15 protein-coding genes are annotated in these 17,607 nt (G+C 44.4%); 10 read left to right on the top strand and 5 right to left on the bottom strand.

The window, feature by feature from the left end; all coding sequences use genetic code 11:
• Positions 1 to 12: 12 nt before the first annotated feature.
• Positions 13 to 1,593 (bottom strand): hypothetical protein, encoded by a 1,581-nt coding sequence (locus DVO77_RS11830; protein WP_162924185.1) that lies wholly within the window; start codon positions 1,591 to 1,593, stop codon positions 13 to 15.
• Positions 1,594 to 1,635: 42 nt separating this feature from the next.
• Entirely contained in the window at positions 1,636 to 2,505 is an 870-nt protein-coding gene (locus tag DVO77_RS11825; RefSeq protein WP_249038168.1) for a phospholipase A, read from the bottom strand.
• Positions 2,506 to 2,814: 309 nt separating this feature from the next.
• Here DVO77_RS11825 and cobA point away from each other — a divergent pair, with 309 nt between their 5' ends.
• Complete coding sequence (gene cobA / locus DVO77_RS11820) at positions 2,815 to 3,621, top strand: uroporphyrinogen-III C-methyltransferase (RefSeq protein WP_119978473.1); 807 nt, start codon at positions 2,815 to 2,817, stop codon at positions 3,619 to 3,621.
• Here cobA and DVO77_RS11815 read toward each other — a convergent pair.
• Positions 3,615 to 4,448 (bottom strand): TIGR03899 family protein, encoded by an 834-nt coding sequence (locus DVO77_RS11815; RefSeq protein ID WP_110455944.1) that lies wholly within the window; start codon positions 4,446 to 4,448, stop codon positions 3,615 to 3,617. The genes cobA and DVO77_RS11815 overlap by 7 nt on opposite strands.
• A gap of 345 nt (positions 4,449 to 4,793) precedes the next feature.
• On the opposite strand from DVO77_RS11815, the gene hemG reads away from it, so the two are divergent.
• The 3 genes from hemG to aroG all read left to right on the top strand — a co-directional run bounded on the left by hemG (position 4,794) and on the right by aroG (position 7,693).
• Positions 4,794 to 5,315, top strand: coding sequence for a menaquinone-dependent protoporphyrinogen IX dehydrogenase (hemG, locus tag DVO77_RS11810; protein WP_119978472.1), 522 nt, complete (start codon positions 4,794 to 4,796; stop codon positions 5,313 to 5,315).
• Positions 5,316 to 5,344: 29 nt separating this feature from the next.
• A complete protein-coding gene (locus DVO77_RS11805; protein ID WP_119978471.1) occupies positions 5,345 to 5,863 on the top strand; it encodes a cytochrome b/b6 domain-containing protein in 519 nt (172 codons plus the stop codon).
• Between the two features lie 771 nt (positions 5,864 to 6,634).
• Entirely contained in the window at positions 6,635 to 7,693 is a 1,059-nt protein-coding gene (gene aroG / locus DVO77_RS11795; RefSeq protein ID WP_119978470.1) for a 3-deoxy-7-phosphoheptulonate synthase AroG, read from the top strand.
• A gap of 51 nt (positions 7,694 to 7,744) precedes the next feature.
• On the opposite strand, the gene DVO77_RS11790 is transcribed toward aroG, so the two are convergent.
• Entirely contained in the window at positions 7,745 to 7,921 is a 177-nt protein-coding gene (locus tag DVO77_RS11790; protein ID WP_110455948.1) for a hypothetical protein, read from the bottom strand.
• 428 nt (positions 7,922 to 8,349) lie between these two features.
• Between DVO77_RS11790 and DVO77_RS11785 the strand changes: the two genes are divergently transcribed.
• The 3 genes from DVO77_RS11785 to DVO77_RS11770 all read left to right on the top strand — a co-directional run bounded on the left by DVO77_RS11785 (position 8,350) and on the right by DVO77_RS11770 (position 12,694).
• Positions 8,350 to 10,125, top strand: a complete 1,776-nt coding sequence (locus tag DVO77_RS11785) for an ABCB family ABC transporter ATP-binding protein/permease (protein WP_119978469.1) — start codon at positions 8,350 to 8,352, stop codon at positions 10,123 to 10,125.
• 1,108 nt (positions 10,126 to 11,233) lie between these two features.
• Positions 11,234 to 11,815 (top strand): DUF5610 domain-containing protein, encoded by a 582-nt coding sequence (locus tag DVO77_RS11775; RefSeq protein WP_110455951.1) that lies wholly within the window; start codon positions 11,234 to 11,236, stop codon positions 11,813 to 11,815.
• 138 nt (positions 11,816 to 11,953) lie between these two features.
• Positions 11,954 to 12,694 (top strand): ferredoxin--NADP reductase, encoded by a 741-nt coding sequence (locus DVO77_RS11770; RefSeq protein WP_119978467.1) that lies wholly within the window; start codon positions 11,954 to 11,956, stop codon positions 12,692 to 12,694.
• Positions 12,695 to 13,002: 308 nt separating this feature from the next.
• Here DVO77_RS11770 and DVO77_RS11765 read toward each other — a convergent pair whose 3' ends face one another.
• The gene (locus tag DVO77_RS11765) at positions 13,003 to 13,461 is read right to left on the bottom strand and encodes a hypothetical protein (RefSeq protein ID WP_119978466.1); all 459 of its coding nucleotides are present in this window, start codon (positions 13,459 to 13,461) and stop codon (positions 13,003 to 13,005) included.
• A gap of 204 nt (positions 13,462 to 13,665) precedes the next feature.
• On the opposite strand from DVO77_RS11765, the gene DVO77_RS11760 reads away from it, so the two are divergent.
• The 3 genes from DVO77_RS11760 (at position 13,666) to DVO77_RS11750 (ending at position 17,516) form a co-directional block, all read left to right on the top strand.
• Positions 13,666 to 14,673, top strand: a complete 1,008-nt coding sequence (locus DVO77_RS11760) for a Fe(3+) ABC transporter substrate-binding protein (protein WP_119978465.1) — start codon at positions 13,666 to 13,668, stop codon at positions 14,671 to 14,673.
• 170 nt (positions 14,674 to 14,843) lie between these two features.
• On the top strand, positions 14,844 to 16,475 hold the full coding sequence (locus tag DVO77_RS11755) for an ABC transporter permease (RefSeq protein ID WP_110455955.1): 1,632 nt from the start codon (positions 14,844 to 14,846) through the stop codon (positions 16,473 to 16,475).
• On the top strand, positions 16,476 to 17,516 hold the full coding sequence (locus DVO77_RS11750) for an ABC transporter ATP-binding protein (RefSeq protein ID WP_119978464.1): 1,041 nt from the start codon (positions 16,476 to 16,478) through the stop codon (positions 17,514 to 17,516).
• The last annotated feature ends 91 nt before the right edge of the window (positions 17,517 to 17,607 follow it).

The following is a 17,607-nucleotide window of genomic DNA, read 5'->3' as shown; positions in this document are numbered from 1 at the left end:
AGGGCTTCCTGGTCATTCTGAAGAGTCTTTACTGGCGTGTAAATGGATGAGCGAGATGATTGAATTACGCCATAAAAAGTCGTCTATATTGGTTAAAATATCAGGATAGGTTGCTAGCCCTGATAACCTTTGGCCGAACATATCATAAATGACACTGCTGCTAATGCTCACCTTAATATTGCTGTTGGGCAATGTGATGAGGTAATACCTATCGAAGCTACCGCGAGTCGGCTTACCGATTAAGATGGTACTTGACCATTGCTGGGCAAAGTGGGCTATCCACTGGCATTGCTGGCGACAGTCGGGACCAATGAGTAATACCAGCTGCCCTAGTTGACCGGTTGCAGATGTTAATCCTGTTGGCCAAGCGGGCTTATATTGAGGCATTGGCTGTGAATATGTTTGATAGGGGGACAATGTAGACTCAGTGACACTTGGCTTAGTGAGTGTGGCGGGCGAAAACATCGCTCGGCTGATTGCTAATTTAGCTTCACTGTGGGGCCATTTTCGTGCATGCCATTGACTAAAGCGAGCATCAAACTGAGTATGGATCTGTTGACTGGCTCGGGTTAGTTGCAGTTGTTCATCATGGGAGAGGTTATCATAGGCAATAAATTGCAATGGCGACAGATAGTCGCTGCGCTGATTCGGCGCTCGTCTATATCGGGCAATGGCGTAAAGTGCTGAAGTGGCATTTACACTAGGCGCTAGGCTTTGGTCGCGGTAGTGTTGTGCCAGCCAAGTTAACAGCTGATCGCCATGGCCATAGGCGTTACGCAAATCAATAATGGTCAGCGGCGTTAATAACGACTGACTCAGCGCTTTTTGTAACTGACTATTTTGGGGGAGCTTACTTAAGTCATGTAGGCTAAATTGGCCGCGCACAGCATCAAAATAGCTCTCCGATTTAGGCAAAGGCGCTAGTGCAGTTTGTGCGGCATATTGCAATGAGACATTAAGCTGACGGATATGTTGTTGCAGATCTCTTAAGGTGATACGCACATGGTCGCTAGGCATGATGCCTATCTCTTTTCTCAGTAGCGAAATATGGTGTAGTAGTTTGGCTTGCTGATCGGGTTGTGACTGCTGTGATGGTGCTAAAAACAGTTGCCAAGCATCGATCCATCGGGCTATGGGGACGCCATCAATATGAGTAATAAAGGGATGCTCGCTATCGATTGGCGTACTGTCGTTATTAAGCACTTGCCAACCATTTTCATTGTATTGAAGGTGAATGGGCAGCTTAACGGCGCTATCAACATCCGATATGTCACTGGCGATATCATCTAAAGGTGCTAAGACCTTATGCAGCTGCATAGCAAAATCAGTGCGCTTAACGGGTAATGCACTTAGCTCGGCCAGCCGTTGAGCTCGCTCGCTTATGAGTGCTAGTCGCTGCGGTGCGATAGCGGCAAATGAGGAGTGCTCTACCAGTTGTTGCTGTAGAAATTGCAAGTCGTCGCGGATCTCTTGGCTCGTTAATAGGGCCTTAGGCGGCTCGCTGCGCAGCGCGATCGCCGTTAGCTGCAAACAGCTGATTAGCATGATTAATCCAAAGCCATTGATGATGGATTGATGACCGAATTTCATCATGCTGCTTGTTTGTCCTCTCGTGCTGAGCCAATGCTTTGACGTTTATAAGATGTCGTTTATGGAAAAACCTATCCCAATTCTATTGGTGTGTGAGTTGTAGTCTAACAGACTCTCGCCATAGCCATTAAAATACTGCGCATAAAACCTTAAGTTGCCTATGATGGGGTAACTCCAGGTGAGCTCTACCGCACCATAATTAGGTTTATCTAAGTTGTTTCGTAGCAGCATGGTGAATCGATGTTTATCTAGGCCATATACTGCTTGTAATTCAAAATCACCCATGTAATCAGTAATATCAGGGTTGTCATCTCCCCTTGCCGACGTCGGCGTCTCTTTGGCATCTTCTGGAATACGCCACCACACCTTGGCGCTCAATGCAAAAGGGCCACTATCGAATACCATAGTGCCATAAATACGGTTCCAACTTCGGGAGAGATCACCTGTTTGACCATTGGATTGATGCACCGCGCCGATACCCCATAGTGAGTTAGTTAGCGGGCCAATTTGCCAATCGTTATTGAATAGCATGAATATTTCCGGTTCATGATTAGTTTCGCGAAACGGGGATGAGATCTCTTTATTGTAGACCTGCCAATAGGATTGATTGGTGTAGGCAAAGTACAAGTGACCATTGTCGCCAAATACGTTATACATCAACGGAAACTTGAAGCTAATTTGAAATTTAGCTTCCATTTTATCTATGTCGGCTTCAGTGTTTTCTATCTCTTCTCTGAAAGGGTCGATGTTAGGGCTGGTGTTATAGGTAAAAGGTAAGATGTAGTTGACTTTGTGTGGGGTGATAACAAAGGGGAAGTCTGCGGTGGCCAACTCCACTTTTATCCTTTCATCGACTAACGATTCGCTTTTTTTCGTTGAGGATGTTTCTACCTGCTCAGCGCCAAAGGCTGGCATAGCCAACGTAAGTAGTCCAAGCAGAGGCATCCAATAACGATACTGAGCTATTTTCATCCAAGCGTTCCTTTTAGCATATGAGTTAATGTAGCTATAACAGTAAAAGCTAGCTCTGTTTTAACATTTGAGTCGCCATACTGCATCTTTTATCTGCTCCGCGCCGATTTCAACAGCTTATTCGCCTTGGTTATGCCTCTTCTTTGACGCGCCACTAATAACTAAATGGAATAGAATCTAATTATTATATATTTTTTAAGTAATAAAAATGGCGTTATATTAAGCTGACTATATATTGGCAGAGATGCGGACATGGAATTAATTACTTTACCTAGGCAGCAGGAGCGCGGCAAAGTGTGGCTGGTTGGTGCTGGCCCTGGAGATGTTGAGTTACTGACGCTCAAGGCTTTTCGCATCTTAAAACAAGCCGATGTAGTGCTTTATGATGCTTTGGTGAGTGAAGATATTATGGCCTTAGTGCCGGTAGCTGCCGAGAAAATCGCCGTGGGTAAACGTGCAGGAAAACATAGCGCCGCTCAAGATGAGATCAATCAACTGCTAGTCACTAAGGCATACACCCGCAAAAATGTGGTGCGCCTCAAAGGAGGAGATCCATTTATCTTTGGCCGCGGTGGTGAAGAGCTAGAAACCTTGGTTGAAGCCGGCGTCGCCTTTGAAGTGGTCCCCGGCATAACGGCGGCGAGCGGCACATCTGCCTATGCAGGCATCCCATTGACTCACAGAGATCATGCTCAAGGCGTGACCTTTATTACCGGGCATTGCAAATTGGCGAGTCGCCCGCTCGACTGGCAAAGTTATGCCAACAGTCAAAACACCCTAGTGATCTATATGGGCATTCTAAATGCGCAGACGATAAAGCAAGGGCTTATTGAAGCTGGACGGGCACCAGCGACACCAGTTGCGATCGTATCTAAAGCGACGACCCATGAGCAGCGAAGCTTTATCGGGACCTTGGATGAGCTGGATCAATTAGCGGCATCGCCACAATTACGTATGCCAGCGCTGATGATTATTGGTGAAGTGGTTGGATTAGCTCAAAACCTTAACTGGTTTAATCCTCAATCGGCAAATTGCAATGTGGCGCAAACGGGTCAATAATCAATTTTAAAATCTTTACTAAACAAGGCGTTTAGCGCTTTAACATACTCTTCATCTGGCTTAGGGCGCACCAATTGGGCAAGTTCATCCCCCGTAGGAGTTAAGCGATAGTAGTTAAATTGCAGGTTTCCATGTTTAGGGGTGAGTGTCATACACTTACCCGATAATGTCAGGCTGATGGCGGTTTTAGAGTTGAGCACTCCGGTTTCAAACTCGCTTTTATGCAGTAATCCGGCATCCACCAAGGTTAAGATGGCAGAGTAGGGTAAGCCAAATTGTGACAGGGCAATATGGGTATTATCTGACTTGCGAAACAGCTGTCCAATCCCACCAGAATGGCGATACCCCATGAGTAACTTCAGCTTAGATTCATTATTAATGGTCACGCTCATGCCTAAGGCTTTTTCAAAGATCTGCGCCTCTTTGTGCGTCAGCTGTTTGAGGGTCGATAGGCTGCGTAAGCTAAAGCGGCCGGGATTGGTGAGCTCATTGGCTAAAATACGTCCCCATAAGGTTTGCATGTTACGGTTATGGATCTGCTCTGCTAACTGAAAAAATTGATGTATCCAGTCGGGGTCTAAGTCAGCACCAATGACATCTGACGGCGTTTGTGCGAGCGCAATGGTATAGATAGTTTCTAGATTACTCTGGTATTGGTTGACCAACAGAGTCTGCCGTTGCTGGGCGCGCGCCGTTATTGATGCCATCGAAGGGCGATAACCTTCCTCACCGCTCAAGCCTAAATAGCGGCCAAGTGATAAGGCCTTTTTGCGAGCAGAAACATCAAACTGATTGTGTTGTGAAGCACTAGCACCCTTTTCTGTCATGGTTAAATATGTAATTGTGTGATGAAGTTATAAGCAGTTTATCGCACTATTATTAGCCTTGCCTTGCTTAATTTCATCTTATTTATTGCTGATGTAAGTCAGTTGTTCTTGGTTGGAGTTTTAGGACTTAAGCTGCGGATTATCCATGGCTAGGTGTGAGCGCGAGCTTGTTATTGAGCTCTGGGATGAGTGCCGTTACCCTTAAGGAGTAATGGTTGTATTTGTGATGCAGGTAAACTTAGCCGATGTTTTGCTGCTAACCCTCGTGATCTGTTTCAATAAAATATTGCCACAAATCGCTTATGATGATTTTATTGGTTGATATTAATAAAGTTAGAGGTATCAGTGAGTAAAATATTAATTATCTATTCTAGCGTGCATGGACAAACACGTAAGGTCACTGAACATCTCAAGCAACATCTTGAATCTTTTGGCGATCAGGTTACCTGTACCAGTATTGATGCTGTACCAGCACTTGAAGCTTTTGATAAAGTGGTGCTAGGCGCCAGTATTCGTCACGGTAAACATCATCCTGCAGTCTATCACTTCATCAGCCAAAATATGCAGGCCTTAAATGACAAGGTCAGCAGTTTTTTTTCGGTCAGTCTAGTGGCCAGAAAACCGGCTAAAAATACCCCAGAAACCAACCCTTATATGCAGGCTTTTTTAGCTAAAACGTCTTGGAAACCTAAGTTACTGGCCGTATTTGGGGGCAATTTAGATTATCAAGGCTATAACGCCCTCGATAGAAATATTATTCGCTTCATCATGTGGCTCACTAAAGGGCCGACGGCGCCAGATACTCGAGTGGAATATACCGATTGGGATAAGGTGAGCGAATATGCGAGTCAATTACATCAATTGTAAGCGTGGCTTAAGGCTAGGAGATAACTGATATGCTCCGTAAACTGATCAATAAAATCATAGAGTACCAACATCTGCTGTTGATTTTGTTATCGCTATTTTTAATCCTCACCAGCAGTTGGATTGTTATGGGGCGTAGCATCAGGCCGAACGCTTCAGTGTGGGACTATCTGCATGTTTATTTGGGCATGGTCGTTGCAGGTTTGTCTGTACCGATGTTGCTGGCTAATGTTACTAAGGGCAAGTGGCGTCAGTTTTTTCCTTGGCTTATGGGGGATTTTACTCAACTGAGTCGTGATATTTGCGGCCTAAAGCGCGGCAACATTCCTGCGGCAGGAGGGCGAGGTCTCTTTAGTGTCATTGAGGGGATTGGCCTGATATTGCTGTTGTTAGTCTCGTTTACTGGGGTGATGTGGTTTGTGACGCAAGGCAGCAGTGAAGCGTTAAATTGGCGCAGTTATCATCAGAGTAGTGCCCATGGATTTATAGGGTTTATGTTAGTGCACAGTGTTTGCGCTGCGGCGCATCTTATTGACTTGGTTCGTAACTAATCCAAGTAACCGCCTGTTTGTGACAGCTGCATCACGTCATCGTGAGTTAATTGGCATGAATAAGAGTCTGCGTTTATTAGCGTTTATTAACTATGCTCTTTGTTAACCAGAATTGGAAAGTCTGTTTGCCGCTAGTTTCAATTAAGCCATGGGCTCTAGGCGTTAGCATGGCGCGTTGCAGTGCGATTTCTATTTAGAGCCTATTGGATTAATGATAACTCTAGGGCCTGTTGATCTTTGCTGGTTGAATTTTGTTCGAGACAAAAACGTTTTAATCGAGGCGAGTGGATTGCGGCCTAGTCATCTAAGCAAAATTCACTTAACAAAGAGTAAAACGTTTTTAGCCGAACCCTTCGGGCGGCGTTTGTTGGGTGTTTTTACTGCGTTCTCAGCTTTTTATGTAGAATAACTACACTACAAAGCTTCTGCCTTGTATAAATACCCAGTAACTCGCTGCAAAAACAACCTTGAAAGATCAACAGGCCCTAGATAATTAAAATTCTAGATGAAGTGAAGTTTGCAGTTACTTGAAGCTAATTTTTGCTGTCATATAAAATCTTACTGGAGCTTTTGGTGGCGTAAAGGCCTTATTAGGGTCGATGAAATTTTAAATTCACTTTTACCAACTTACTGATAAAAATGTTATTTATCATCTTTAATTGTATTACAGCTCTGTTTAGTTGCAATACTCGATAATACTGGATAGATTTAAACAAGTAGCGCAAAAGAGAGACCTGTTTTTAATCGTTAGCCGGAGTGTAAATATATACCATGTATTATCAAAATGACGACGTTCGTATAAATAAAATCAAAGAGTTATTACCTCCAGTCGCGATTCTTGAGCGATTTCCGGCTACTGAAAATGCATCTGCTACCGTTTTTAATGCACGTGAGAGTATTCATCAGATATTAAAGCTGCAAGATGATCGCCTCTTGGTGGTGGTCGGTCCGTGTTCTATTCACGATCCTGTAGCGGCGCTAGAATACGCACAAGGGTTGGTGAAGGTGCGGGAGCAATATAAAGATCAACTTGAGATTGTCATGCGGGTCTACTTTGAAAAGCCACGCACCACTGTGGGTTGGAAAGGGCTAATCAATGACCCTGATATGGATAATAGCTTTAAATTAAATGATGGTTTGCGCACTGCGCGTAAGTTGTTACTGGATTTAAACGATATGGGAGTGCCGACTGCGGGTGAATTTTTAGATATGATCACACCGCAATATGTTGCCGATCTGATGTGCTGGGGGGCAATAGGTGCCCGCACGACTGAGTCTCAGGTTCACCGTGAATTAGCGTCGGGCTTATCTTGCCCTGTGGGATTTAAAAATGGAACCGATGGCACCATTAAAGTGGCGATCGATGCTATTGGCGCCGCCAGTGCCCCACACCACTTCTTGTCGGTGACTAAATATGGCCATTCTGCCATTGTGTCGACTAAAGGTAATCCAGATTGTCATATCATTCTGCGTGGCGGCAAAGAGCCCAATTACAGTGCAGAGCACGTTAAAGCGATTAAAGAGCAACTGCTGAAGGCGAAGTTGCCTGCCAATATCATGGTGGACTTTAGCCATGCTAATAGCAGCAAACAGTTTAAACGTCAGTTACTGGTGGCTGAAGATATTGCAGGACAGATAAGTGCGGGTGAGCGAGCCATTTTTGGCGTGATGGTCGAGAGTCACCTCGTCGAAGGGCGGCAAGATCACGTGGAGGGGCAAGCTTTACGTTATGGGCAAAGCATTACCGATGCGTGTTTGGGCTGGCAAGACACGGAAACATTACTGGGCTTGCTGAACCAAAGTATTATACGTCGTCGCGAAACAATTTAAGTAATGCGAAGAGGGAGCCAATGGCTTCCTCTTGCACTAATGTAAATGCGATTAACGATGTTGTTGAGCAATCAGGTATTCGTTAGCCTTGGCTAAGCTGCCAAAAGAGGAGATTAAATTACTCTGACCTTTTTGTTGAATTTCGGGGTTATTCGACTCTGTCATCATCCATACCCAAGTTTGTATTAACGGTAATGGTGGGTATTGCGCGTCAGATGATTGTGGCATATCGGCTTCCTTAACATTTTGCGGGTTATTCCCGATGCTCTATACAATACGATTGAGCGACTTTTACGTGATGCCAAGATTATCAAAAATTGCAAGATCTGATAACCCCTTGAGGTTATGTGTCTATTGGCTATTAATGACACATCACTCGGCAAAACGTTAACCTAATTCTAATACTTTTTAATCGTTATTTACCACAAAAGTAACACTAAAGTCCATCGACCGATTGGTTTAGCGATTGTTTGATATGCAGGCAGGAGAATTCCTTGTGGGTCATTTCTCGTTGGGTATGTTAAGTGATCTTATCTATAGGTGGTGAGTACGTTCTAACCGTGGGCAATAGCAAACGCTAAACGAGATTTACAACCTTAAGCCAATCTGTTTTACCCATTGGCCATTGATGTTTTTTATTATAATACGGAGCCGCTATGCGCCCCACGCTCTATTTTGATGGACCTATCGATAAATTAAATTGGCATGTGTTGAAGCTGCTTTGGCCCTATTTGTTGGAGTTTAAAGGGCGGGTGATACTGGCTTTGCTATGCTTGGTTATCGCTAAATTGGCCAGTGTTGGTTTACCCTTTGTGCTCAAAGAGATTGTCGATACTTTAGATAAAGCATCGACAGAGCAAATTATTAGCGTGCCCATAGCCTTAGTCGTCGCCTATGGCGGAATGCGGCTGTTAAATACCGTCATTTCTGAGGTGCGCGATACCTTATTTGGTCGAGTGACAGAGCGAGCGATTCGGCGTCTTGGCTTATCGGTATTTCAACATCTACATCGGCTGGATCTAGCCTTTCATTTAGAGCGCCGCACCGGCGGTCTGTCTCGTGATATTGAACGTGGTACCAGCGGCGTCAGCTTCTTGATGCGTTTTATGGTGTTTAATATTGTCCCCACCATGTTAGAAATCGCCTTGGTGGTGGGAATTTTGTTTTATAACTACGGCTGGCTGTTTGCGCTGATCACCTTAGGCGCTGTGGTGGCTTATATTCTATTTTCAGTGATAGCGACCGAGTGGCGCACCGGCTTCGTTCGCGAAGCTGCCTTGGCCGATTCACAATCGAATACCCGCGCTATCGACAGTTTATTGAATTATGAAACCGTTAAGTATTTCAATAATGAAGAATATGAGGCGCAAAAGTACGATCAAGCATTACAACGCTGGGAGCGAGCAAAGCGCAGTAATCGCTTATCATTGTTTGCCCTTAATGCTGGGCAAGCATTGATTATTTCGCTCGCGATGACCTTGATGCTAGCGTTAGCTGCGCAGCAGGTTAGCGCAGCGATAATGACCATAGGTGATTTTGTGTTGATTAACGCCTTTATGATGCAGCTGTTTATGCCGTTGAACTTCTTAGGTTTTGTCTATCGGGAGATCCGCGGCGCCCTAGCCAATATTGAGCGCATGTTCTCTTTATTAGACCGAGTCCCCATGATTGAAGATAAGCCCAGTGCCACCAGTCCTTCACTGACACAAGGTAGTCTACGTTTTGAACATATCAGTTTTAGTTATGATGGCCGCAAGATCCTTGATGATGTGAGTTTCGAATTACCCGCAGGCAAAAAAGTGGCTATTGTAGGCGACAGTGGCGCGGGCAAATCTACCATAGTTAAACTGCTATTTCGTTTTTATGAGGCACAGTCTGGGCACATTTATATTGACGGTGAGGATATTACACAACTGAGTCAACATGCTCTGCGACAAGCAATAGCCATAGTACCGCAAGATACTGTGCTATTTAATGATTCACTACTGGAAAATATCCGCTATGGCTCACCCAATGCCACTGATGAACAGGTGCAGGGGGCGATTAGGATGGCTCACTTAGCCGGATTCATTGCGCAGCTTAGTGACGGCTGGCATACCAAAGTGGGTGAGCGCGGCCTAAAACTCTCAGGCGGTGAAAAGCAGCGAGTCGCTATTGCTCGAGCCATTTTAAAAGGATCGCCCTTATTAGTATTTGATGAAGCCACATCATCGCTGGACAGTCATTCGGAGCAAGCTATTTTGACTGCACTAAAAGAGATGGAAAAAGGCCACAGCAGTTTGGTGATCGCCCATCGTCTATCGACCGTGGTAGATGCTGATCAAATTATAGTGCTTAGCCAAGGTAAAATAGTGGAGCGAGGTGATCATCATAGCTTGTTAAAAGCCAAGGGCTTGTACCATAAATTATGGACGGTACAGCACCAGTATTAATTACTAGTCGATTGAGATTATTGGTGAGTTAATTAATAGGCCAGCTTATCTAATTCGGTTGCGATAAGCTGGACTTACTATTTCGGTTGATATCTCTGCAAGTGGTGGGCTTAATTGCTCCACTGTCAGATTTTTACAAGAAACCAAGAAAACCAATGTGGCGTGGTCAACCACAGAGCTTAAGGTGAACAGCAAAGGTATGGTATTGATTATTTCAATTAATCAATACGGCTGGTCAACCACAGAGATGAGCCTAAGTAAAGACATATGGTGGCTTGTAGGGTAACCATAATCAAGGAAGCACTGCGGTAGTGGCGGCATACCATAGTGGTGGTTTATTGTTACAATTAATGATTGTCGCTAAAGAGACAACGATTAGGCTGTTTTTGAGGTATTAATAGGTCTCCAACCATCACAAAGTAGACTGAGTTTTGTATTCCCCGCATTGTAGGGCGTAAGTCGTATGATCTCTCCCCCCTTGAAACAGATAGTCTCACCTTCGATGACGGTTAACCGATCACAGTTTTGACAGCTGACCGAGAGAGGTTTACTTTTCCCACCCGCTCCAAAAAACGAATCACTCACCAGATGTTCTCCTTGTATTGACTTTATGCTAGCTGTGCCGCTATTCCATACATCGCTAATGTAGTCAAGTGTAGCGTATAAAGCTAGTGCTATCGAGAGTCATGCAAGCGACTGTAGATTAATAACTCTCTAAAGCGCTTTTTTGACTTGCTGTTTTCCACTTTGGTTTAAACCAGAATCGTACACAGTCGTTGTTTCGACGAGTCTGATGATAACGGTTTTAATATTTGACTGTTGCTGCGGCACTGCTATGGGCTGAAACACCAAGTTACGATGAATATACTGCACAAGAGTTGTTTTGCCATGGTAGCGCTATGTCACAATATAGTCGCGACATAGTAATCTAATTGAGGGTAAAACTCGATCTAATTAGCACTTTTTACTTAAAATGTATCACCTCGATACACTTTTAGGTGTCATATAGTAAAGGTGGATAGAGCTAGGGATAAAAGCTAAAGTTGTTCGAAAAATGGTCGATAATAGACGTTAGACCAAAGAGTCATTATCGCTTAGAGAGGCAGTTATGCAGATTAATAATCATGGCACCGCCGTGTCAGAAACGGCACGTAATAAATCAGAAACCAATACGAATCACGGCCAGCAGGTGGCGGATGTGGCTAACACTAACACCGCCCAGGCAACCAGCAAACAGCTAATGAATACTGCCATTTTGTCGGCGCAACAAGCAGTGAATCTCAGTTCGGCTAATGAACCTATGCGGTTACTCTATAAGGCGGCAATAGCCTCAATAAATGAGCATCTAGCCCCCAGCATGGGGCAACATGCGATTGAAACGGCAGTCGAGCAGGGCGTTGATACCTCAGCTGAAGCGACAGCTGAGCGCATTGTTAGCTTTGCTACGCAGTTTTTTAGCGTACATCAAGAGCAAAACAGTAATATGACCTTTGACGAACAGCTTAGCTCATTTATGGAGATTATTGGCGGCGCGATTGATCAGGGGTTTGATGAAGCTAAAGATATTCTATCTGGTTTAAAAGTCCTTGAAGGGGATATTGCCGATGGTGTGGAGCAAACCTACTCTTTGGTGCAGCAAGGATTACAAGCATTTCGTGATAGTTTTAACCCAGAAGTTGAGTCTATATAAGGGGTTGCAATTTAATCCTGTCGTGGCTTATTAAGGGGCAAACGAGTTACGCGGCTTAGGATGTTACCTTGACTCTACTCTCAATAACCTCAATGATGGTGTTTATCGACCTTGATTTAACTCTCAAAGGGGATGCTAATGTGGCAACAGGCATACGTGATAGAGCGTATAGATTGGAACGAACGATTATTTACGTTGAAGCTGTCTGCTGATATTGGTGATTTTATTGCAGGGCAGTTTATTAAGCTCTCACAAGTTATCGATGATAAGAGAGTGGCTCGAGCTTATTCATTGGTTAATGCCCCTTCGAGTCAGTATCTAGAAATATTGGCGGTAAGCGTAGAAGAGGGCAAGTTATCTCCTCAATTACAGACGTTAAATGTTGGCGACAGCATCGATATTTCCACTAAAGCGACAGGCTTTATGACATTAGATGAACTGCCCGCTCAAGGCCAACATTTATGGCTGTTTGCTACAGGTACGGCTGTAGGACCTTTTATCTCTATGATGCGAACCAAGCAACCTTGGTTACGTTTTAATAAGGTGATTTTGGTTTATGGGGTTAGGCAGGCGAACGACTTAGCTTATTACCCAGAGTTACAGCAGCTTAAGTTAACCTATCCGCAACAGTTTGAACTTGTTACCTCTGTAACTCGTGAAAAAGGCGTTGGCACCATAGATAGCCGTATACCCGATGCCGTGGCTACAGGCGTTATTGAGGCGCAAGTTGGACTTAAATTAACCCCAAAAGATGCTCAAGTGATGATTTGTGGCCACCCTGAGATGATTAAAAGCCTGACTCAACAGCTTAAAGCGCGTGGTTTAGCGACTAATTTACGCCGAGCACCTGGTCAAATCACGGTTGAAAAATACTGGTAACTAGGCTTTGGTGGCAACGGCGTAGAGGGGCCATGATTTGAGTCGAATAAAGTGGATCCAATAGATAGCATATCCTCTTGCCTTAAGGCGACTTGTATTAAGATTGATTGGCTTACAGAGCAATGACGATTGCTTTAATGACATCGTCCTTCCTTTACTGCACAAGCTCTCCATTTTTATATTAAATATCTGTTTTAAATTGACTATATTTGGGTTGGTCGTGTTTTTCTAAGTATTCATACTGTGGTTTATCGTGCCACTCAGTATGCGGCTTTACTCGTTGCAAGTAGGTCTACTGCACGCCAATGTTATGGTTGGTCGGATTGGCGGCGGCCGTTATGCTTGAAGCTTCTTCGGTTTTGTTCACCAAAGGTTCCGTAAAGTTCATGAGTGACACCAAATTGTAACCGCCGCTCCCCGTCGAATTTGCGTCTATCGGCATGATGAATATAGCGACAACGGCACGGTGTTGTACTGCATCCTTTCAGGGGAAGCATAGGCGCTTGTGCGGAAAGATAGCGTTTACCTTGCAGTGAGTGGGCGCTGGTACAATCCATTGCATCATTGACAATTTCGACACTATGAAAATTTGTATTCGTTGAGGAATATTGCTGCTCAGCAAAAGGCGGGTACTCACTAATAGGCTTAGCTTTGGTTTTGCTGCGTGCTTTTTTTGTTATCTTTTTCCGCCTTATACCCAGTCTGTGTTTAAACAGATACAGCAGTAGCATGAGCGCCAAGAGCAGCGCGATGATTTTGATTGGCATATATATTCTCTGTGATGTTATCGCTTGTCTGGTTTTACGCTTACTTGTTTAGTGTAGTCACTGCTACACTGCTATTAGCTAAGTGCAAAATTGTCGCTACAGATGATTTTTTTAATAATTCAACTTGCCGTTATGAGAGGTTTTGATTACCCTAGTCGCAATTGATAACCATTATCATTATCGGTTTGTAACTGGAGAGTTGAAATGAACTTTACTAAAGGCGTTATTGCGCTAGGTTTGGCTTGCATGACATCAATGGCAAGTGCTGCTGATACGTTAACGATTTACTCATATCGACAAGCGTTTTTGATTGACCCTATTTTAACTGACTTTACCAAGGAGACGGGTATTGAGGTGAATGTGGTCTTTTCTAAAAATGGTATTGCCGAACGTATTGCTAGAGAAGGGCGCTTATCTCCAGTTGACTTAGTGCTGACGTCTGATTTTTCTCGCTTAATGGAATTGGCCGATAAAGATTTGGTTACCCCTGTGCAGAGCGAAGTACTTGAGGTTAATATCCCGCAATCAATGCGTTCACCCAGCGGTGAATGGTTTGCATTAACCCAGCGAGTAAGAAATATTTACTCTTCTAAAGAGCGCTTAGGGCCGTTAGATATTACTTATGAAGATCTTGCCGATCCTAAATATAAAGGCAAAATTTGTACTCGCAGTGGTAAGCATCCTTACAATATTGCCTTAGTTGCCTCTATGATAGCGCACCATGGTGAAGCCGAAACCAAAACATGGTTAAACGGTTTTAAAGCCAATTTGGCCCGTAAGCCGCAGGGTAATGATCGTGCTCAGGTACAAGCGGTTAAAGAGGGGCTATGTGATATCGCCATTGGTAACAGTTATTACTTAGGAAAAATGTTGCAAGATCCTAACCAAGTGGCTTGGGCTGAGGCGGTCAATATTAATTTCCCTAATCAAAGCAATCGCGGTGCGCATATTAATATCTCGGGTATGGCGTTGGCCAAGCATGCCCCCCATAAAGACAACGCAATTAAATTAATGGAATATTTGTCAGGTGATGCTGCGCAGCAATCTTATGCGCAAATCAATATGGAGTATCCGGTCAAGGTGGATGTTGCACCATCAGAGTTGGTGGCCTCTTGGGGAGAGTTTAAAGCCGATGCGTTACCCATTTTTAAATTGGCAGAGTATCATCAGGCAGCCGTAAAATTATTAGATGAAGTGAAGTTTGATCTGTAAAAAATAGTCAGCTTTACGCGCTATTGGTCTCGACATAGCCTTCTTATTAGAAGGCTATTTTGCTTTTTAGCCACAGGGCGCACACTTTTGTAAGTTATAATCGTTTTTATTTAAGCTTCGGTTTAGGTTAATCCTTGATAATTATCTGATTAAGGCAAATGAGATAACGAATGATTTTAGGTTTTGCTCGACGTTGGTCACTGATCAGTTATTTGATAGCAGTTATCTTAACACTGCCATTGTTAGCCATTATTGTGCAGGCTGCAGTGCCCGGTGAGGCTATATTTGCTCATCTACTCGACACCGTATTACCCACATATATTTTCAATACGCTGGCCTTGATGCTGTGTGTCTGTATTGGTGCAGTGGTATTGGCACTGCCTGCGGCTTGGTGTATTGCCCGCTGTGACTTTCCTGGCCGGCAACTCTTCCAGTGGGCCTTGTTGTTACCCTTAGCCATGCCTGCTTATGTCGTGGCTTATGTATATACCGACTTGCTCGATTATGCTGGCCCGATTCAGCGGGGGATACGTGCTGTGTTTGGTTGGCAATCGCCCCAAGACTATTACTTCCCTGATGTGCGTACCTTGATGGGCGCTGCTGTCATGTTAGCCTTAGTGTTGTTTCCTTATATTTATTTGTTGGCTCGCACCGCATTTATGGAGCAATCCTCTAGCTTACAACATGCGGCTCGTGTGATGGGATGCTCCCCATGGCAAAGCTTTTGGCGCTTAAGTTTACCCATGGCTAGGCCCGCATTAGCCGTCGGCGCTTCACTGGTCGCGATGGAAACGGCAGCTGACTTTGCTACCGTCAGTTACTTTTCGGTGCCGACACTGACTACAGCGGTATATGACACTTGGCTAGGTTATGGCAGTTTATCTGCTGCCGCTAAGTTGTCGGCGATTATGTTGTTGGTGATTTTTTGTATGATTGGCAGTGAGCGTTTTGCGCGCCGTAAGCAGAAGTTGTTTCAGAAACAGGCCGAGCTTAATGAGCGTGATCGCTATCCGTTATCGGCACCTAAGGCGTGGTTAGCGACGTTTTACTGTGCTGGCTTATTACTGCTGGCATTTCTCTTACCCTTTGGGGTACTTGTCAGTTATGCCTGGCAATATTTCGAGGTCAGTTGGAACCACGAGTTTCTACAATACAGTATTAATAGTCTCTATATCGCGTTGCTGGTGGCGTTACTCACTGCCGTGATTGCTATCGTGCTGATGTTTGTTAGGCGTTGTAGTCCACGTCGCAGCGACTTATTACCGTCACGTTTAGCGTCTACAGGATATGCGCTGCCTGGCACAGTGCTGGCGATCGGGATTTTAGTGCCGCTCACATATATGGATTTTACCATTAATGATATTTATGCCTACTTCGACAGGCAAGGACCTGGCTTAGTGTTAAGTGGCAGCATATTTGCTTTAATTTTTGCTTTTTCTATTCGATTTGTGGCCATTGCAATCGGTAGTGTGGAAAGCAGTTACAAGCGTATTAGTCCAACGCTGGATATGGCTTCGATCACCATGGGCTTAAGACCCAATGCTTTGTTGCGTAAGGTTCACTTGCCCTTGTTGAGAAAAGGCATTTTTGCTGGCGTATTGTTGGTGTTTATTGAGTGCATGAAAGAGCTACCTGCGGCGTTACTACTCAGGCCTGTAGGGTTTGAAAATCTTGCCACTTATGTGTTTCAGTTCGTTTCAGATGAACAGTTAGAGCATGGCGCTCTGGCGGCCATTGTGATCGTACTTGTGGGGTTCATTCCGCTGATCTATTTAAACCGTTCATTGGAGCATAATACTTAAATGTCGACACTCAAAATTGAAGATGTTCACAGTGATTACCAAGGCCTGGTAATTTTAAATGGCCTTAGTCTTAATATTCAGCGTGGAGAGATTGCGGCGCTATTAGGGCCTAGTGGCTGTGGTAAGACGACTCTGCTCAGGGCAATTGCTGGGTTGCAACCTATCTCTGCTGGCCGCATTAGCATCAATAAGCGGTTGTTGTCGGGAGATGAGCACTTCGTGCCGAGTGAGCAAAGAGAAGTGGGAATGATTTTCCAAGACTATGCATTGTTTCCCCATTTAACGGTAGCGGACAATATTTTATTTGGAGTCAAAGGCTTAACTAGTGCCGAACGGCAAGCCAGATTAACTGAAATGTTAGCTTTGGTGAAACTTGATGGCTTAGAGAAACGTTATCCACATGAGTTATCGGGCGGCCAGCAGCAGAGAGTATCGATTGCCCGCGCTCTGGCGTATGAGCCTGAGTTATTACTGCTCGATGAACCCTTTTCAAATATCGATGCCAAAGTGCGCAATGAAATGATGCTGGAGATCCGCAGCATTTTAAAACAACGCGATGTTAGTGCAATTTTTGTGACCCATAGCAAGGATGAAGCCTTTGTATTTGCAGATAAACTGGCGCTATTTAATCAAGGAGCGATAGTGCAATATGGCTGTGCTGAAGCCCTTTACAGTGCACCTGCCGATAAATACGTTGCTGAGTTTTTAGGTGAAGGAAATTATCTTGCCGCTCAAGTGGTAGATGGTTTTACTGTGTCTACTCCACTGGGTATGCTTGTTAGCACAGCACCTATGCTGTTTGATGTGGGGCACAAGGGGGAACTTTTGCTGAGGCCTGAGCAGATCGACATTCATGCCAACGGTCAGGGTGATGGATTGATTGTCGAGCGCCGTTTTTTAGGCAGTAATTGTTATTATCGAGTCTTGGTCGGTACACAAGGTTATGATGTTCGCAGTGCTAAAAACGATTTAGCCTTGGGTGAGCGAGTTCACCTAGCAGTGATCCCTCATTCGTTGGTCTTATTATCGCCTGCTGAGTAACATATTTGTAACTCGCGGTGGTTGTTATGATTAATAAACGTTAATCTAACCATTAATACGGTTTCTTTTTAACGGTTTGTGGCTTGTGTAG

This window comes from Shewanella algidipiscicola (assembly GCF_003605125.1).
In the GTDB taxonomy this organism is placed as follows: Bacteria; Pseudomonadota; Gammaproteobacteria; order Enterobacterales; family Shewanellaceae; genus Shewanella; species Shewanella algidipiscicola.
The sequence above is the reverse complement of the archived record's forward strand: the minus strand, read 5'-3'. Positions and strand labels throughout refer to the sequence as shown.

Coding starts and splice junctions, on each gene's coding strand:
- DVO77_RS11830 (WP_162924185.1), bottom strand. CDS start 1,593: ATGATGAAATTCGGTCATCAATCCATCATCAATGGCTTTGGATTAATC.
- DVO77_RS11825 (WP_249038168.1), bottom strand. CDS start 2,505: ATGCCAGCCTTTGGCGCTGAGCAGGTAGAAACATCCTCAACGAAAAAA.
- cobA (WP_119978473.1), top strand. CDS start 2,815: ATGGAATTAATTACTTTACCTAGGCAGCAGGAGCGCGGCAAAGTGTGG.
- DVO77_RS11815 (WP_110455944.1), bottom strand. CDS start 4,448: ATGACAGAAAAGGGTGCTAGTGCTTCACAACACAATCAGTTTGATGTT.
- DVO77_RS11805 (WP_119978471.1), top strand. CDS start 5,345: ATGCTCCGTAAACTGATCAATAAAATCATAGAGTACCAACATCTGCTG.
- aroG (WP_119978470.1), top strand. CDS start 6,635: ATGTATTATCAAAATGACGACGTTCGTATAAATAAAATCAAAGAGTTA.
- DVO77_RS11790 (WP_110455948.1), bottom strand. CDS start 7,921: ATGCCACAATCATCTGACGCGCAATACCCACCATTACCGTTAATACAA.
- DVO77_RS11785 (WP_119978469.1), top strand. CDS start 8,350: ATGCGCCCCACGCTCTATTTTGATGGACCTATCGATAAATTAAATTGG.
- DVO77_RS11775 (WP_110455951.1), top strand. CDS start 11,234: ATGCAGATTAATAATCATGGCACCGCCGTGTCAGAAACGGCACGTAAT.
- DVO77_RS11770 (WP_119978467.1), top strand. CDS start 11,954: ATGTGGCAACAGGCATACGTGATAGAGCGTATAGATTGGAACGAACGA.
- DVO77_RS11765 (WP_119978466.1), bottom strand. CDS start 13,461: ATGCCAATCAAAATCATCGCGCTGCTCTTGGCGCTCATGCTACTGCTG.
- DVO77_RS11760 (WP_119978465.1), top strand. CDS start 13,666: ATGAACTTTACTAAAGGCGTTATTGCGCTAGGTTTGGCTTGCATGACA.
- DVO77_RS11755 (WP_110455955.1), top strand. CDS start 14,844: ATGATTTTAGGTTTTGCTCGACGTTGGTCACTGATCAGTTATTTGATA.
- DVO77_RS11750 (WP_119978464.1), top strand. CDS start 16,476: ATGTCGACACTCAAAATTGAAGATGTTCACAGTGATTACCAAGGCCTG.